14 protein-coding genes are annotated in these 15,819 nt (G+C 69.8%); all 14 read right to left on the minus strand.

Going from position 1 to position 15,819, the window contains the following annotated elements; translation table 11 throughout:
* Positions 1-39: 39 nt before the first annotated feature.
* Entirely contained in the window at positions 40-759 is a 720-nt protein-coding gene (locus ACFWBF_RS30240) for an ATP/GTP-binding protein (protein WP_385607480.1), read from the minus strand.
* 203 nt (positions 760-962) lie between these two features.
* A complete protein-coding gene (locus tag ACFWBF_RS30245) occupies positions 963-1,547 on the minus strand; it encodes a hypothetical protein (protein WP_385607481.1) in 585 nt (194 codons plus the stop codon).
* Positions 1,548-2,172: 625 nt separating this feature from the next.
* Complete coding sequence (locus tag ACFWBF_RS30250; RefSeq protein WP_385607483.1) at positions 2,173-3,081, minus strand: replication-relaxation family protein; 909 nt, start codon at positions 3,079-3,081, stop codon at positions 2,173-2,175.
* A complete protein-coding gene (locus ACFWBF_RS30255) occupies positions 3,078-5,672 on the minus strand; it encodes an ATP/GTP-binding protein (protein ID WP_385607485.1) in 2,595 nt (864 codons plus the stop codon). The genes ACFWBF_RS30250 and ACFWBF_RS30255 overlap by 4 nt, the downstream gene beginning before the upstream one ends.
* A complete protein-coding gene (locus tag ACFWBF_RS30260; RefSeq protein WP_385607487.1) occupies positions 5,651-6,133 on the minus strand; it encodes a hypothetical protein in 483 nt (160 codons plus the stop codon). Before ACFWBF_RS30260 ends, ACFWBF_RS30255 begins: the two co-directional genes overlap by 22 nt.
* A gap of 188 nt (positions 6,134-6,321) precedes the next feature.
* A complete protein-coding gene (locus ACFWBF_RS30265) occupies positions 6,322-7,440 on the minus strand; it encodes an NlpC/P60 family protein (protein WP_385607489.1) in 1,119 nt (372 codons plus the stop codon).
* Positions 7,437-9,965 (minus strand): hypothetical protein, encoded by a 2,529-nt coding sequence (locus tag ACFWBF_RS30270; protein WP_385607491.1) that lies wholly within the window; start codon positions 9,963-9,965, stop codon positions 7,437-7,439. Before ACFWBF_RS30270 ends, ACFWBF_RS30265 begins: the two co-directional genes overlap by 4 nt.
* Positions 9,962-10,309, minus strand: a complete 348-nt coding sequence (locus tag ACFWBF_RS30275) for a hypothetical protein (protein WP_385607493.1) — start codon at positions 10,307-10,309, stop codon at positions 9,962-9,964. Before ACFWBF_RS30275 ends, ACFWBF_RS30270 begins: the two co-directional genes overlap by 4 nt.
* The gene (locus tag ACFWBF_RS30280; RefSeq protein ID WP_385607495.1) at positions 10,309-12,873 is read right to left on the minus strand and encodes an ATP-binding protein; all 2,565 of its coding nucleotides are present in this window, start codon (positions 12,871-12,873) and stop codon (positions 10,309-10,311) included. Before ACFWBF_RS30280 ends, ACFWBF_RS30275 begins: the two co-directional genes overlap by 1 nt.
* The gene (locus tag ACFWBF_RS30285) at positions 12,873-13,319 is read right to left on the minus strand and encodes a hypothetical protein (RefSeq protein ID WP_385607497.1); all 447 of its coding nucleotides are present in this window, start codon (positions 13,317-13,319) and stop codon (positions 12,873-12,875) included. The genes ACFWBF_RS30280 and ACFWBF_RS30285 overlap by 1 nt, the downstream gene beginning before the upstream one ends.
* A 56-nt stretch (positions 13,320-13,375) precedes the next feature.
* On the minus strand, positions 13,376-13,696 hold the full coding sequence (locus ACFWBF_RS30290) for a hypothetical protein (protein WP_385607498.1): 321 nt from the start codon (positions 13,694-13,696) through the stop codon (positions 13,376-13,378).
* On the minus strand, positions 13,693-14,475 hold the full coding sequence (locus ACFWBF_RS30295) for a conjugal transfer protein (protein WP_385607500.1): 783 nt from the start codon (positions 14,473-14,475) through the stop codon (positions 13,693-13,695). Before ACFWBF_RS30295 ends, ACFWBF_RS30290 begins: the two co-directional genes overlap by 4 nt.
* Before the next feature lie 933 nt (positions 14,476-15,408).
* Entirely contained in the window at positions 15,409-15,639 is a 231-nt protein-coding gene (locus ACFWBF_RS30300) for a DUF397 domain-containing protein (RefSeq protein WP_385607502.1), read from the minus strand.
* A partial coding sequence (locus tag ACFWBF_RS30305) for a Scr1 family TA system antitoxin-like transcriptional regulator (protein ID WP_385607504.1) occupies positions 15,636-15,819 on the minus strand: 184 nt, incomplete at its 5' end. The genes ACFWBF_RS30300 and ACFWBF_RS30305, both read right to left, overlap by 4 nt.

Consider the following 15,819-nt stretch of genomic DNA (forward strand, 5'->3'; position numbering starts at 1 on the left):
AGAGAGGAAAGAAAGTTCTACGGATGGCCAGCTGGGCCGCTACTGACCGACGACCTGCAACTCTCCGATACGAACCGGGACCTGAGAGGTACGGGTGGTCGTCAGATCACCCTGCTGGCCGCCCCCGACCCAGTGCACCGCCCAAGTAGTCGTCGCGGTGACCGTGTACTCACCGACCCGGGAGTACCCGGCGGTGCCGCACTGACCGTTGGCCTTGCTCGGCGGCGTCAGGCCGAACGCCGGGCTATACGGGACACCGGGGAACGGACAGGACACCGTTGTGCCATTGCCGAAATTCCACACCACGTTCTGCACCGTCGCCGTGGCGGTCACCGTTACCCCGAGAGCGGTAGCGCTCGCGGACGTCGGACCGGTCGTCTGCGGGCTCGACCCGTTCCACACCCAGATGGGAATGCCGACCGTGCCCGTGCCGCCCGGATTGGGCGCGATGCCGATGTCCGCGCCCAGCAGCCGCATCTTCGTGACTGCCTGCTGGGCCAGGGCTTCGAGGTTCGGGCCGCCGCCGTATCCCGGCGGAGGGTTCTGCCACCACCGGAAACCGCCGTTCAGCGGCTGGCCCGGACACTGACCGTTGTAGATGGCCCCGTCCCCGGGAGCATGCCCGGCCCACACCGGGTCTTCGGCTGGCGGCTGAGGCTCCAACAGCCGCCAGTAGCAGGAACTGGACTGATCGAACCAGCCCGACTCTTCGTCGTGGCACGGCACCTCGAACTGCCCGCCCGAGCCGTCGCGAGCCATGCACTTTGTGGTGACGCCGTCACTCTGCCCACCGCCGTTGCCCCCATCCCCGGGAGCGGGAGGCTTCTCCCCTCCAGAGTGGATGATGCAGTCCGGGATGTTGGGCGGGCACTCAGTTCCTGGCCCCGGACTCGCAGCAGCGGTACCGACAGGTAGTAGGAGCAGCGATAACGTAATGGCTGCTGCCCAGGGCCATCGACCTGTCAGCACGTGCTGTCCCGCGAGATATCCGAGTCCCTGATCTGCCAGGTGCCGCCGATCTTCAGAGCCGCATAGGTGGCGGCATGGCGGCGATTGCTGTCGATGGTCTGAACAGGCTTGCCCGTGTCCTGTTCGACGGTGATGTAGTTGGTGCTGTCCACACAGTCGGTGATCGTCGCGCTGGGTGGTACGGAGGTCACGTCCATGGTGGACACCTTCGGGGCCAGGACAGGAGCGCCCTTGACGACCAGGTGGTTATCCACGTAGTACGCGCGCGTCGACTGCACCTTCGAGTACGCCTTGTCGCCGGCCACCTTCTCGATACCGGTGTCCTTCGTGGAACCGCTGGCATATACCTTCAGCTGAGCATCCCAGTACGCCCGGTAGACGCCGAGCAGCGCGGTCTTCTCGGCTGCTTGCGGATCAGCCGTCGGGCTGGGCGAGACCGTCGGGCTCGGTGCCGGCGGTGCGGACTCGTTGTCCTTCGTGCAACCGGCCGTGAAGGCCGCGATCGTCAGGGTGACGGCAGCGGCCGCGAGCAGCCGGCGGCGGACGGTGCGGGTGTGGTGCTGTCGTGCCGTTTTCACGGAGATCTCCCCGGGGTCACCTCGTGGGGCGAGTGGTGAAGGCCACCCGCCCCGGCCGCGTCATCGCTGGTGCAACGTGTTTGCCTCGTTGCGGTGCGTTGTAAAGCGCACGATACGACGTCAACGCCCCTGCTCCTATGGGGTTCTGGGGCGGGAGTAAATGAACGGGATGCTTTGCCCGAGAATGCCCTGGCGCATATGCCCAGCCTGGTATGCGAGGTGGCTGGATGTCGACCTCGCATGCCGGAGTGGGCAGGTCGGTGGCGAGCTTTATCTGGGTCGTGGCTGAATTCATACTCTCTGGCTCGTTCTTTGCTGCTGGTAATCCTTGCTGTGGCTGCTCACCGGTTTTCTCACCACCGGCTGCCGTGCGGGTCACGATCAGGTCGGTCACTCACTCACCAGTGGCGTTAGGGCGTGCCCAGGTGAAGGAGTAATCGCTGTAGCAGTTCGTCCTGGTTGTTCTGCGCTTCCCGGTAGTCCCGCCGTTCCGGGACGGACAGGGAACAGGGCGGATCGGGGTGTGTGCTCATCTGGGCTCCATGGCTCGTACGGGCCGGCTGTGCCGCCGTCGTTGGGCGGCGCGGTGGCTGGCGGGTGCGCTGCTGCGCCTGCCACGTGTGGGCTACAGGTGGGTCCAACCGCGGGGCTCGTTGGTACCGGTGAGGGGCGTCCAGATTTTGGCGCGGGGGCCGTGGGTTTCGAGGTCTTCGAGGGTGGTGGCGCCGAGGGGAACGTGGGTGGCGAGGCGGGTGACCAGGTCGTGGTCGGCGGTCATACGCCTCAGGTCTTCGATGCGGTTGGTGAGGGTGGGGCGGGGAGCGCCTGTGAGGATGAACAGGATCCGGGGGAAGCGTGGGTAGAACCGTTGCCAGGCGAGCGTGGCTCCCTGATCGGCGATGCTTGAGCGCCGGCCTGCCGGCTGGGGGGTGTAGCTGTGGAATCGGGCGTAGGTGATGAGCTTGCGAGCCAGGCGCTCGCTGCTCATGGTCGTACGGTCGATTTCGACGAACGCCCGGTATTGCAGGCGGCGTGGGCTGGTGACGGTGTAGTGGAACACGGCGTCCGCGATCAGGCGGTCTTCGCCGCCCGTGTCGGGGAGGCGGTGGGTGACTTCGGGAACCCAGTCCAGGGGCTCGTATTCATCGCCGTGGGAGCGGGCGTCGGCGAGGAAGGTGAGGTGGGCGCGCACGCCCGTGAGGGTGTGGGCGGCGCGCAGGGAGGCGCCGGTAGAGCTTTGGATGATGGTGGGGGTACGCCCGCGCAGTTCGGGCCAGTCTGCGACCGTCTGGGCGCCGGCCGAGGTGAGGAAGTGGGCGTGCATCCCGTGTCTTCCCCCGAGGACGGTGTGAGTGATCAGGCCGTCCGCGCGCAGCGGCGCGAGCACCTTGTGGATCTTTCGGGGCGGGGTGTGGGGGGTGAGCATCTGGTGGAGCTGGGTGGTGGTGAGCAGACGGTATTGGGAGATCAGGGCCAGGGCCCGGCGGGCATGCGTGTCTCCGGTGGGGGGCTGGAGCACGGGAGTGAGGCTCATCGGTACTGGTCCTTTGCATCGTCGGCGGATGTGGCGGGTGTGGTGCGCTTGTTGGTGAGGAAGCCGCGGACCTTCTGCTCTTGAGCGAGGGCGACCTCGGTGAGCACCGACAGGGGGCGGGCGCCGGTGTTGACGTGCGCGGCCTGGCGTAGCGCAGTGGTCTCTTTGGGCCGGGCGAGGTCGCCGAAGACTTCCTTCAGTTCGGGGCCGCGGATGCGCAGGGGTCCGATGCGCTCGCCGTGGATGGTGAACGACGCGTAGTGCCACCACCGCTTCAGTGCGGTCACATCGCGGGGGGTGACGGTGTCGGGCCACTGGTTGGTGATTTGGGTGATTGCCTCGATGGATCCGGCGGTCGTGGACAGGCAGGACGCGTTTTGCAGCAGGGCTGCCCGGGTTGTGGGGGAGAGGCGGTTCAGGAGCTGGGTCATGCCGTGCAAGCGGGCGCCGAACTTTCGCAACTGCTCGGTGATCTCCGCGAGGACGGTGTCGGAGCCTTGGTCGAGCGAGATCAGCTCGTCCAGATAGAAGCGGAAGGCGCGGCGCTTCTTCTCGGGAAGGTCTCTGCGGGACAGGCCGGCCCGCAGAAAGTCCCGCACGATCAGAGAGACAAGCAGCCGGTCGGTGGGCCCGGTCCCCGGCGGGCAGATCCACAGCACGTGGCCCTTGTCCATGGCGCGGCGGATGTCGTAGCCGCTGACGGGGCAGCCCAGGAATGCACGGACGACCGGGTTGGCGCCCAGTCGCTCCAGGGGGTTCAGCACGGTGGGCAGTGCTTCCTTGGGGAGGTCGGGGAAGATGCTCGTCCACCAGCGGCGGCTCTCCTCGTCCAGGGTGGCCACGGCCAGGCTCCTGAAGTGCGGGTCGGTCAGCAGCGGCCGGATCTGAAACAAGGTCGCCTGCTGCGTGGGGACGCGGGCCGCGACAGCGGCCGCGTTCACGGCCACCAGGGCCTCGACAGCCTTGGTCAGGACGGTAAGCGCGCGTGGCGTACCTGCGTCGTCCCATCCCAGGGGTGCTGCGAATGCTTCGACCACGGCGGCCGTCACCTCGTGAGGCGGCTGCCCACCGCTCATGTCGAGTAGGTTCCAGCAGCCCAGCAGATCGTCGGGCTGGCGCACGGTCAGGTCGAACAGGGCGAACCGCTTCATGATCTCCTGGTGGGCGAGGTAGCGGGCCGCGTCGGTGAGCGAGTCGCCGTGGGGGTCGACGAACGCGAGGCCGCGCCCGTTGTGGGCACTGGCGACGGCATGGACCAGGGCGCGCATCGTCTTGCCCCACCCGGCCTTGCCGGACTGGATTTCGAACAGGGTGTCGTCCTCGTGGGTGGCCAGCAGCCGCTCCCGGCCGTCCGGGCCTCGGTACCAGCCCTGCGGCAACAGGTCCTTGCCCCGCTCGAAGGTGGGCATGTCGCTTTCAAGGAGCGGCACCTGAGCCTGGCGGGTGGGCGGCTTGAGAAGTCCGGCGAGCTCCTCGACGTGCGCCCATCCGGCGCGGGCCGGCCGCATCAGGCCGCTGGACCAGCGCTCATCGAAGCGGTCCCGCCAGGGCCACCGGTCGGGGCCGATCCGTACCGGGCCGAGTGACCAGCCTTGGGAGGCGAGGCGGGAGGCTCCCGCGTAGACGTCCATGGCTGCCCCGATCCGCGCGAGGCGTGCTTCCGCGCGCCCGGCCGCATCGGAGGCGCAGCGTACGAGGATCTGCACGCGTACCAGGCCGGGGGAGTTGGCGAGCTTGCCGAGTACGGCATCTCGGTCGAGTCGGCGGGGCTGGGGTGACATGACCATCTGGCCGCGGCGGGTTCCCTGCCAATGGGCCGGGTCCAGGAGCCTGCCCAGAGTGGTGGGCATGCTGTCGGTGGAGTCCTGGCTCATCCAGCGTGCTTCGCGCTGGGCTTCACGGCGTGCTTGGTTGCGGGCCTGTTGCATGGTGTGGAAGCGGTGCGCGGCGAGCTGCCACCGGGAGGCGGAGGCCAGGTCGACGCAGACCTCGGCGAGATCACCGAGGTCGGCGTTCAGGTCGGCGACGGCGTCGATCAGCGGCTGCAGCGGATCCGGGTCCAACGGGACGTTTCGTAGCCGGGATCCCGGCTTCCCGTGCAGGGTCAGGACCGCCCGCACCGTGTGGTCACGCCGCTTGTCGGCGACCGGGTACACAGGCTTTGCCTGAACACGGCCACCGTAAGGGGTCTGTGCCAGCAGCGCGTAAGCGGAGGCGGGGGCTTCGATCCGGTAGGTGAGGGGGCGGGTGCCATCGGAGCGCAGCCGCAACCGCAGTGCACGGGCTCGCCGGGGCGTCCACCACGGGCCGGAGCCGGCGGCACGGACCAGTTGCATTCCCTGACGCCAGATCTGCTCCGCGCTCGGGTCGAACTCGCCAGCGGGCACCAGCTCCAGGTAGGTGCGCCGCGATAGGGCCTCTACGGCGAGGCGCTTTTGTAGGGCCTCCCATCCGGCCAGGGCGGCGGCCGCGACCAGCACCAGCCACCAGGAGTTCGCCACCGTCCAGTCGGCGACGGCCCCAACGGCAGCGAAGAGTTCGGCGCCCGCGCCGAGAGCTCCAGGCCCGGCTAAAACGTGGTGCGGGTCCATGTTCCGTCTCCGTTCTGGGTGAAGCGGATGGTCGCGGTGCGGCCGTCCATGAAGGTCCCGGCCGGGTCGGCTCCGGCCCACACGAGCCGCACCACCGCCCGCACCGCCTCCGGCTGGGTGGCGCTCGAACTGGCGCCGGTTGTGGGCGGGGTATCGCGGCGGGCGGTCGCAGCCTGGATCCGCACCTGCGTGTAGCCGGCCGTCTCGGCCAGCCACGCGGTACGGCTCAGGGCGAGAACCTGCTGCTCGGCGGTGGTCGGCAGATCTGCGGCGCTGGACTGGTCCAGGGCCTTTTGAATGACGGGGTCGGCGGCCGGCCCCGACCCGGGCGGCGGGAGTTCTCCCCGCCTGGGTGCGGGGGTGGCGCTTGCGGCTGTGGTCGGCGCGGGGGTGCTGCTCGGTGAGGGATCCCGAGGCGGCACCAGTACGGGGGGCGAAGGAGCCGGGTCGACCCGCTGCACGCCGGACGGGGACGCCGGCGCCGGCGTGGTGGCCTCAGTGCCCCCTGACCGTGCTGCCTGGGCCTGAGGTTCCGTGCGGCTCGTCGTGGGGGCCGCGCTTTCCAGTGCCGTATGCAGAAGGCAGCTTCCTGCGATGGTGAGGAGGGCGGCGACGGCGAGAAGGCGGCCGCCGCTCCAGCGGGAAGAGGTCACAGCAGCCTCGCCCCACCCGCGTAATCAGGCATGGCCGTAACGGGGTCGACGCGAACCGGCTTACCGGGCCGGGGCGCGTTGATCATCTTTCCGTCACCCAGGTAGATCCCGACGTGGTGGATGGTCGTGTCGGCAGTGGGGTTGTAGCCGTAGAAGACGAGGTCGCCGGGTTGCAGGGCGCCGAGGCCGGCCGCGGCGGGGATGCGCTGCCCCGCACTCGCCTGGGCGGCTGCCGTACGCGGCAGGGTGATTCTGGCCTGCGCGTACGCGTACTGGGTCAGCCCTGAGCAGTCGAACCCGGTGACGGTGCGGCCGTCCTGCCCGCCGGGGGAGCAGCAGATCCCGGTGGTCGGACCACTGGGCCCGCCCCCGCCCCAGGAGTAGGGGATCCCCTGCTGGGCGAGCGCTGCAGAGATGACTGCGGCGGCGTTCCCCGACGGGGCGGCCGGGACTGCGCCGAGGGCGTCGTAGCGGTCGATCCCGGACAACACGTCGTCCACATACGCCCAGGACGCGTTGTAGGTGTGGATGGCGGCGCGCAGCTTCTCGCGGTTGTTCAGGTCGCGGCCGTTGCCGCAGAGGTAGACGGCCGCTGAGGCGGCGGCGTCGTCGGCGTTGTGCGGGCTGACGGTTCCGTCGCCGTTCCCGTCCTTGCCGTAGGTGCGGAAAGTCGCGGGAAGGAACTGGAAGGGGCCGACGGCCCGTTCGAACTCGGTGTCGCCGTCCCAGTGGCCACCGTCGGTGTCCCGGATGGCGGTGGTGTTGCCGCCGGCTCCGGAGCCGTCCAGGCGAGGGCCCACGATGACCGGGGTGATGTCCCCGCTCGGATCCACCATGTGGCCGGAGGCGTGGTTCGATTCCACTCGCGCGATGCCGGCGAGGATCTGCCAGCGCATCCCCGTGCAGTCGCTGACGTGCGCGGTGACCTGGGTGGCACCGGTGATGTAGGCGGCGAGCATCCGCTGAGGGATGCCGGTGGCCGCGGCGCTCACCGGGCCGCGCTGTCCGGCGGCGGCTTGGCCGGCGGCGGTGGACAGCAGGACCGGAGCGGTGCAGCACGCGGCGGCCACCAGCAGGAGCAGGCCCAGGCAGCCCATTTTCTTCCAGCCCTTCACAGGTCACCGCCCTCACGGCTGCGGCGTTGGGCTGCGCGGGCCTCGAAGATTCCCCGAAGCCGTGCGGCGTTCGCCTCCGCCGGCGTCTGCGCACCGCTGGCCGACCGTGAGCCGGTATCGGTGTCGGGTTGCCGGGAACGCTCTGGCGTCGGGGCAGGGCGGGTGCTGTGAGCGGTGGGCAAGGGTGGGGTGGTGGCCGTTGGCGGGGTGGACTGGGTGGTGCGCGGCTTGGGAGTGCGGCTGGCGGCGGTGAGCGGAGCGGTATGGATCGCCGCGGCGATGGCGGTGTCACGGATGGCTCCGGCGGGGTCGTGGACCTGCCAGGCGGTGGCCAGCCGTTGGCCGGTGTCGTCGACACGGTCGCGGACGGCGCGGCCTCCTTGGGCCCACGCGTGCGCGTCGTCGCCCAGGTGGTTGCGGGCCACACGGAGTTGGGCCAGGGCGTCCTGGGTGAACTCGCTCTTCTTGGTCTTCGCGGCGTGCAGGGTTCGGGGCAGGCCGACGGTGGTGGCGTAGGCGACGCGGCCTGTGCGGTGGGCGATGCGGTAGCCGCGCAGCCGGGAAGCCCGCGCGTGGATACGCGAGCCCAGGAGCGGCCGGTCGGTCGCGGGGTCGTGCACGACTTCCCCGGTCTGCTTGTCGACCTGAACCTCGCCCGGCACAGGGGGCGCACCGCTGGCGGCGTTGTGGAGGGCGGCGGCTGCGGGGTGATGCCCGGGCGGGGGACCGACAAGCAAGGCATGCGCGCCGCGCAGGGCCATCGCGAGGGGGGCGATGCCTCGGCGTCCCTCGGTGAGCGCGTCCCCGATCAGTCGGCCGGGGGCGAACGGCAGACCGGTGCCATCCGTGAGGGCCGAGAGGCTGCCAAGGGAGCGAAGGCGCGATCCGAGCACGCTGTGCGCGGGCGACGGACCGAGCCCTGTCAAGGCACTTCCCAGTCCGCCGTGGCGGGGGCCGTGAACGGCGAGGGCTGCGCCGAACTCGCTGTTGTCGCCGGGCAGGTGGCTGCCGCCGATCTTCGCGAACCGCATCCTGGTCGTCATCCGCTGCCCGAACGTGGAAGCAGCGGCCAGCATCCGCCGGTGGAAGACGAGGAACGCCACCGCAATGGCATCCAACAGCAGCAGCCGCTCGACCATGAGATCGGGGCCGCTGCGGGAGAAGACGACGTCCACGGTGATCGCGAACAGCGGCAGGGTCATCGCGGTGACGAAGGACACCATGATCGAGACGATGAACATGCCGAACCAGCGCCACAGAGCCATCCGGGACGGGCCGGGCAGCATCGCCCACACCCACGCGACACCCCCGCATGCCGCGGCCGCCACGTCGCCGGCCTGGGAGCCGAACAGGACCAGCACCATCGACATCACCATCAGCGCGATCACGCAGACCGCGATCAGCAGGAGCAGGGCCGCGCCGACCCGGTCCCAGGTCGGCTCCTTCGCGTACGCGGCGGCAGCCTTGCCCGTGTCCCCGGCCTTGGACAGCTCATCGAGGAGCGTTTGGAATCCGGGGCTGGTCGGTGGCGTGAGCGGGTTGGCGGGGCTGCGCCCGCCGGAGGGGGCCAGCCCGGTGGGGCCCTCGCCGTTGCAGTACGCCTTGGCCGGGCCTCGCAGCAGCCGGCACGGACCCTTGTCCGGTGCTTGATTTGCACCACTCTTGGTCGTGATCCAGTGCATGTGGGCGTCGTAGGCGGCCTTGTCCGCAGGGTCCTTGGGGTCCAGGACCCGGCCGTACTGCAGAAGCATGTAGGGCTTGACGACGAGCGCGTTGGTCAGTGCGTCCTGGATCGGCCGGGCAACGGAGGCACCTTTGGCGTCCGAGTTGTCGCAGGCGTCTTTCACCGGGCCGACGATCACGTCGCATGGATCGCCTGCGCCGGAGGTCTCGCCGAAGTAGCTGCTGGTGGTGATCTGGGCGACCTCGACGGCAGCCTGGTGAGCCTGCTCGAGGGGACCGTTCGGCCCGAGGAGGTAGTCCGGGCGGATGAAGGCGCTCGCTGCGAAAGCCGCGATCACCAGCGTGAGCGCGATCTCCCCGAGCCCGGAGCCGACTTTGCCGCGCACGAACAGGATGAGGCCGAACACGAACGCCCAGCCCAGCAGGAGGCCTCGCAGGCCCAGCGCGCCGACGACGTGCGTGCCGTACGTGTCGGCGAGGTCCTGCGCGGGGGCGGTCAGCAGACGCAGCAGGGGGAACTCGAACACGAAGTCGACCGCCCAGCAGCACAGCCCGACCAGCATCCGCACCAGTGAGAACAGACCCCCCAGCACAAGGACCTGGACCTGGCCGACCACGTTCAGGACCGTGCCCCCATCGGCTGCCAACTCGTAGCCGTCCAGCGGCACACCTTCGGAACTGGCCACATTGAGAGGGGCCAGCAGCCCCCCGCCCGCAGTGTCGGCGTTCCCTTCGGCCGCGGCGGCGACCGCGGTGTTCACCACGAGGAACACGACCGTCAGCAGGGTGACGAACCCGGCCGCGCGCAGCGTCCCCCGGTCGATGCGGAAGCGGGTGATCACAGCCGCCGCCCCGCGGTGGACACGAGCCCGATCGCGGCCGCGATGGCGAGCGTCGAGAACAGCAGCAGGCCGGTTCCGCCGCCCGACCCGCTGGGCTTGAAAGTGGCCTGCTCCGTCGAGAGCGGCGTTTTGGCGGGCCGGCTGAGGGCGAGCGGGCAGTAGTCGTGAGCCGGGCCGATGATCCACCCACAGTGATCGTCCACGGTTGCCGCGGAAGTGGAACTCCCGCTCGCCGGGGCGAAAGGGCGGGCATGGGGCAGGGCCCAGGCTGCGACGGTGCAGGTGAGCAGGAGCAGGGCGACGGCCGCGACGAGCAGCAGCCGGACACCGTTCACGCGGGTCATCACTGTCCCCCGAGGGCTACAGGCCGGGTGGTTCGGCCGGGTGTGGTGAAGATGGATTCCTTGAGACGCGGCACCGGGGGGACGACGACTTTGATCCGGCCGACCTGCATGCGCGGATCGCGCAGCAACATCTCGCCCTCGCGGCCGGCCTGGCCGACCGGTGAGAGGCCGGTGGTCACAAGTCGCAGGAGGTCTTCGTCCTCACCGTCCAGGCCCAGGAAGCGCAGGCCCTTGGCCGCGCGGGCCCTGTCGGTGGTGCGGGCGAGGAACCGGTAGGCGATCAGCGCGGCGTCCGGGCCGAGTTCGGCTTCGTCGTGGGCGCCCAGGAAGGCGCCGGCGCCGTGCTTGCGCCCGTCGTGGACGAGCTCGTGGACCAGCGCGGACCCCTCAGCCGAGGAGGTCAGCCAGTAGACCTCGTCCAGTGAGACCAGACAAAAGCGGCTCGGGTCGGTGAAGGCGGCCTGGCGTGCGATCGCCGCGATCAGGTACAGCACTGCCCGCCCGATCAGCGCCTCCAAGGGCTGCTGGCGCAGCACCTCGACGTCGGCGAACGCCTCCTTGGGCGGCAAGGTGAGGCCGGTGGTGGTGACGACGACCAGGTCGGCGCCCAGGTCTCCGGCGAGCGTGACGGGCGGCAGGAGCGGGTCGAACACCATCGCCGCGAGCGGGTTTGCGCGCACGATTCGCAGCAGGTCGGCCATGGTCGCAGCCGCGTCCCCGCGGGCCGTGCTGCTGACGCTTTCGGCCAGGGTGGCCAGGACGTCCAGGACCATGCCCATCGACGGCTCCGGTCCAGCCGAGACTTCTTCGACCGCGTGGTGCAGGACAGCGCCAGCGGAGGTCATCGCCCCGACCCCGAGCTGCAGCGTCAGATAGGACAGGGCGTAGTGGGCGCCGATCGGCCCGCCGAACACCCTCAGCGGGTCGATCGACATCCGGGCCTGGGCCGCGTCGATGACCTGGCAGCGCTCGCCCATCGCCGACTTTCCGAAACTCGCCCATTCCCGGATCGGGGTCCGGTCGATGACGATCGCCTGCCCGCCCCGGTCGACCACCGCGCCGGTGACCAGCTTCTCCAGGACGCTCTTGCCGCCACCCAGATCTCCGACGACGGCGCTGGATGCAGAGGCGTTGACTTGCGGGGCATCGGCAGGATTGAGAAGGACCGGCCGGATCGTGCCGCTGTCCAGGTCGTGGCCGATCATCACCCCCGTCGGATCACCGACCTTGCAGAGCGTGAGCGCACCCGAAGCAGCCCAGTCCTCGGAGAGCTGATGCTGCGTGAACTGGGCAAGCTTCTGCGCCCGCACCGCACCGGGCAGACTCAAGGCGAACAGGTCTTCCTGCATCCCGTAAGGGCGCTCCACCCGGTAGTCGCCGCCCGACAGGGCTGCCGACAGCTCCCTCGCCCGCGCATCACACGTCGCCGCGTCCGGCCCCCACACACTGAGCACGGTCACCGACTGCACTTCGACCTCGACCGAGGTCCGTGCCATCCGCGCGTCCTGCTCGGCGAGGTCGCCGGCCGCGTCTGGCAGTGAGTGCGGCATGCCGGTGGGCTGCGCTCCGTACTGCTCGGCCTGGTCGAGCAGTTCACGCTTCTTGCGCTGGACCTGCGCGCGGGCCTTCCTCGCCGGTACCACCTGCAGGTCCACGACGACGTCCACCGGGAACGGCAGACCCTCCAACTGAGCCAGGACGTCGGCGTGCTGGACCGATACCGCAGGCGGAAGCTCCGCGAGGACCAGGTGAGCCTGGTAGCCGGTCCCGGCCTCGGACTCGACCTGCAACCATCGCCGGCCCACCGGCGAAGACGCTCCCACCGACCGCCACCACGGCCTACCGGCGGACTTGGCCTCCTTGAGGGCTTCCTGGCCGCCCTCGGCCAGCCGGATCTGCCCCAGATCCGCGTACGACGGGGACTGAAGCCTTCCCGATCGAACCCGGCTGCCGAAGAGGGGGCTGTGCTCGGCGTCCGAGAGCAGCGGCTCCTGGTCGAGACCGCGGTGAACGGCATGCTGGAGCATCCACACGATTTCCGCCGGGGACGCCGGTCGCAGTCCCAGCCCGCCCCCGAACGAGGTCTGGATCCGCTCCGCTTCCTTGAACGCGGCCTGAACCTCAGCCTCCGGTACCGGAACCGGAGGCAGGTCCAACGCCGCCGACAACTCCGCGTACAGGCTGTTGAAGGAAGCCGTCGCCGCTCCGCCCCTGCCCGGCAACGGGACGGCGAGCCACAGGGTCCGCTCATGCATCTCCTGCCCAGTCAGCAAATCGACAGCCGCCGCACAGGTCTCCGCCCAGCCGGGAAGACGCTGCCAGTCCACCCCCGTCGTCATCCGCTCGGCCACCTCGCCCGGATCGATACGGGAGGCGAGCACAAAAAGGCGCGGGTCCATGCCCGGCATCGACCGCACCAGCGAGGCGATCCGGCCCAGCAACTCCTGGTGAACCTCGACGGGCAGATAGCCCCCCGGGAGCGGCGTCACCCGCCACACCGCCCACACACGGGCCGCCGCCGACCACAGCAGATGCCCTGTTACATGCCGCAACGGAGTCCGCATCACGCAGCCCTCCCCATGACGCCGGCCGTATCCGCAAGCAGCCGGGACAGACCTGAACCGGCAGCCGCACGAGGCCCGGCCGAGACGGCCGCGATCACGACAGCCCGCGGATCAGACGGCTCCTCGGGCCCCGGCTCGATGACGAACCGGCCCCGCAGGTGGGAGGGCTGCCGGTCACGGGCGACGCGGCCCCCGATCCGCCCAGCGGGATGACGCAACAGCAGCGTCACCACGCCGAGCAGCGCGGTGAACGGGTTCTGCCCGGCGATCTGCGCACCGCGCACCGCCCACACCCCGCCCAGCCACAGCACGACCGGCACCGGACCTGCCCATGACCACCAGGCGTACGTCTTGATGAGCGCGAACGCCCCGCCACCCAGCACCACCAACTGAGCCGGCGTGTATGGCCCGAACCAGATCGTCCAGTCACCGAGCTTGCCCAGCACCCACGGGTGCCTGCGCGCGCTCGTGTAGACCCGCGCCACGCGCGGCCGTGCCGCGCTCACAGAGCCTGTCCGCTCACCGTGATGTCGGGGATCACCACGAGGGTGATGGATCCGGCGCCGTGAGCGGGGTTGTTGATCTCGTCAGAGAACATGCCGGCGATCGAATCGCGGGAGTTGTAGAGGCTCAACGCGACGATCATCGCAAGCAGCGCGCCGATACCGGCCTTCAGGGAGAAGTTGCGGACGATGGCCGCAAGCACCACCACCATCAGCGCGACCTTCAGCCCCTTGTCACCCCAGCTGGACAGCGTCCCGAGCAGGGAGTTGCCCAGCACGTCCAGCTTGCCCGCCAGCATCACCGTGTCCGTCGGGTTCATCGGGCCCCACCCGCGACAGTCGCAGGGGAGGGTGCCGCCGAGACCGGGGCCGGGGCAGTGACTCCGGCTTCCAGAACGCTGACCTCCCATCGTCCGGCCCGGGCGGTCACCTCCAGCCGGTAAGCCAACGGCCACCGCACCCCGGCCCGGTCCTCCCCGTTCACCCGAATCCGGACGCGAGCCTTCACACCGTCCGCCGGCACCGACGCACCGGCCGCGACCTCGGCGTCCGCGGCAACGTCCTCGACATCCACCCGGACGTACGGAGCGAGCTTGGGCGCGGAAACCTGGAGTCCAGGGGACAGATACCGGTCCAGACCCGATCCCGGCCCACCCAGGTAGGCGCGGACGAACTCACCCAACGAGACCGCCAACGCTCCGGAGGCCGGGACAGGCCGGGTGAATTCGGCGTCGGGTACCGCCAACGCGGCCGGCGCGGCGACCTCCGCCGGCGAATCGCCGATCGTGACCGGGCCGCCGTCCTTCCCGCCAGTCCCGGACACTGCGAAGTACCGCACTACCGGGATTACCGCAGGGTTTCCCGGCCCCGAAGGCGCCGCTTGGTCGCGGTCGCCGATCACCGCGACCACCGCCGTCCACCCATCGCCGGGCCCCAAGGCCGTCCGCACGGTCACTGCCCGAGCCTCCAACACCGGGGCGCCAGCCTCGGAGCGAGGCCGCTTCGGGAGTTCCGCCTGGGGGGCCAGCACCCGTACAGCCGCGGCGACGGCGCTGTCGGGGGCGGCCGCGTCGGCCCGCAGCCACAGCTCCACGAACATCTCCGCCGCACCGCCCGGATCGGCCGGAGGCCTCACCGTGTCGCTGGTGTGCGGGGCGGGTGCGGCCTGTGCCACCGTCGCCCTCGGAGCGGCCAGAGCGACGACCAGAGCAAGAGGACCGGCCGCGAGCGCGGTCCAGATCCCGACCCGCGTGAACCGGGGCCCGCGGGAGACCAGCCGTCCGGCCGGGACGGTCTCGGGACGGGAGCGCCGAAGAGACGCAACCGCCGAGGCAGGTGTGCGCCGCGCCATGCGGTCACGCCGTGGGGGGATGGGATTCATGGTGACGCCTTTCGTGGGAGGGGACTTGCTCTGCCCACGAAACGGCGGCGTCCTCACCAGCTCGCTCCCCACGGCAACGCCCTCGGCATCACAGGTGGGACACGATCGAAACGGTGACTCACTGGTGACCTACGACGACCTCCCCACCGCAGGTCACAGCCCTCAAGGCCAGTTACTCACCGGGACACCAGTGAGTCACCACGACGCTGCTGGCACAGCCCACCACGACGGCGGAGACCTGGACGCCCTGTGCGAAGCCGCTGCCCGGACGAGTGCGCATCAGGCCCGAATCCCGGCGTTTCCGCAGGAGTGAGTGCGCACGAAGTCGCGGACCCTACACTGACAGCAGGCAGACGGGGTAGCTCTATACAGGCGCAAGGCTCGGATGCTGCGTGCGGGGGAAAGCGGCGAATGCGTCCGCGGTGTAGACGATTGCCGGTTCTGTCGGCCTGGTTGAGTGGCGGACGGGGCTGAAACCGGGGTGGGCCTGGGGCCGGCGACCTTGCTGGAGACACAACCACGGCCCCCACCTCAGTCGTGCAGGTGAGAGCCGTGGCTCTATGGATTGTCAGTACCATCGCTGACACCCTGATGACAACGGGGATCACCCCGCCTCCCCGTCAAGACCGGGGAGGATGAGGTGGTCCCCGCTCACCCCTCGCCGGCAGCAGCGACGTTGATGAACGTGGTGTATGCGCTGGCCGACAGCATCAGGACGAGGCCGGCCGGACGCTTGGAGTCTCGGACGGCGATCTTGTTGGAGCCGTTGGGCGAGAGGTCGGCAACCTCGACGCACTGGGACTCTCCGCCCCCGGAGTACGACGACTTGCGCCACTCCACGTCGCCCAGGTCGGCAGCGCTGAGGCTGGCCTGTTCAGTCACGGGGTCTTCCCTTTCATGTAGCTCTTGATCATTTCGCGCGAGGCATCGACATCCAAGGCAGCGTCCACCACGGCATCGAATGCCATGGCGAACGCATCAACATCTTCCGGGTCCTCGAGAAAGACGGGGCCTCCCCCTGAGTGGTGGACACGCTGATACTGGATCTGCTTGATCCGGAGG

This window comes from Streptomyces sp. NPDC060028, assembly GCF_042736725.1.
Lineage (GTDB): Bacteria > Actinomycetota > Actinomycetes > Streptomycetales > Streptomycetaceae > Streptomyces.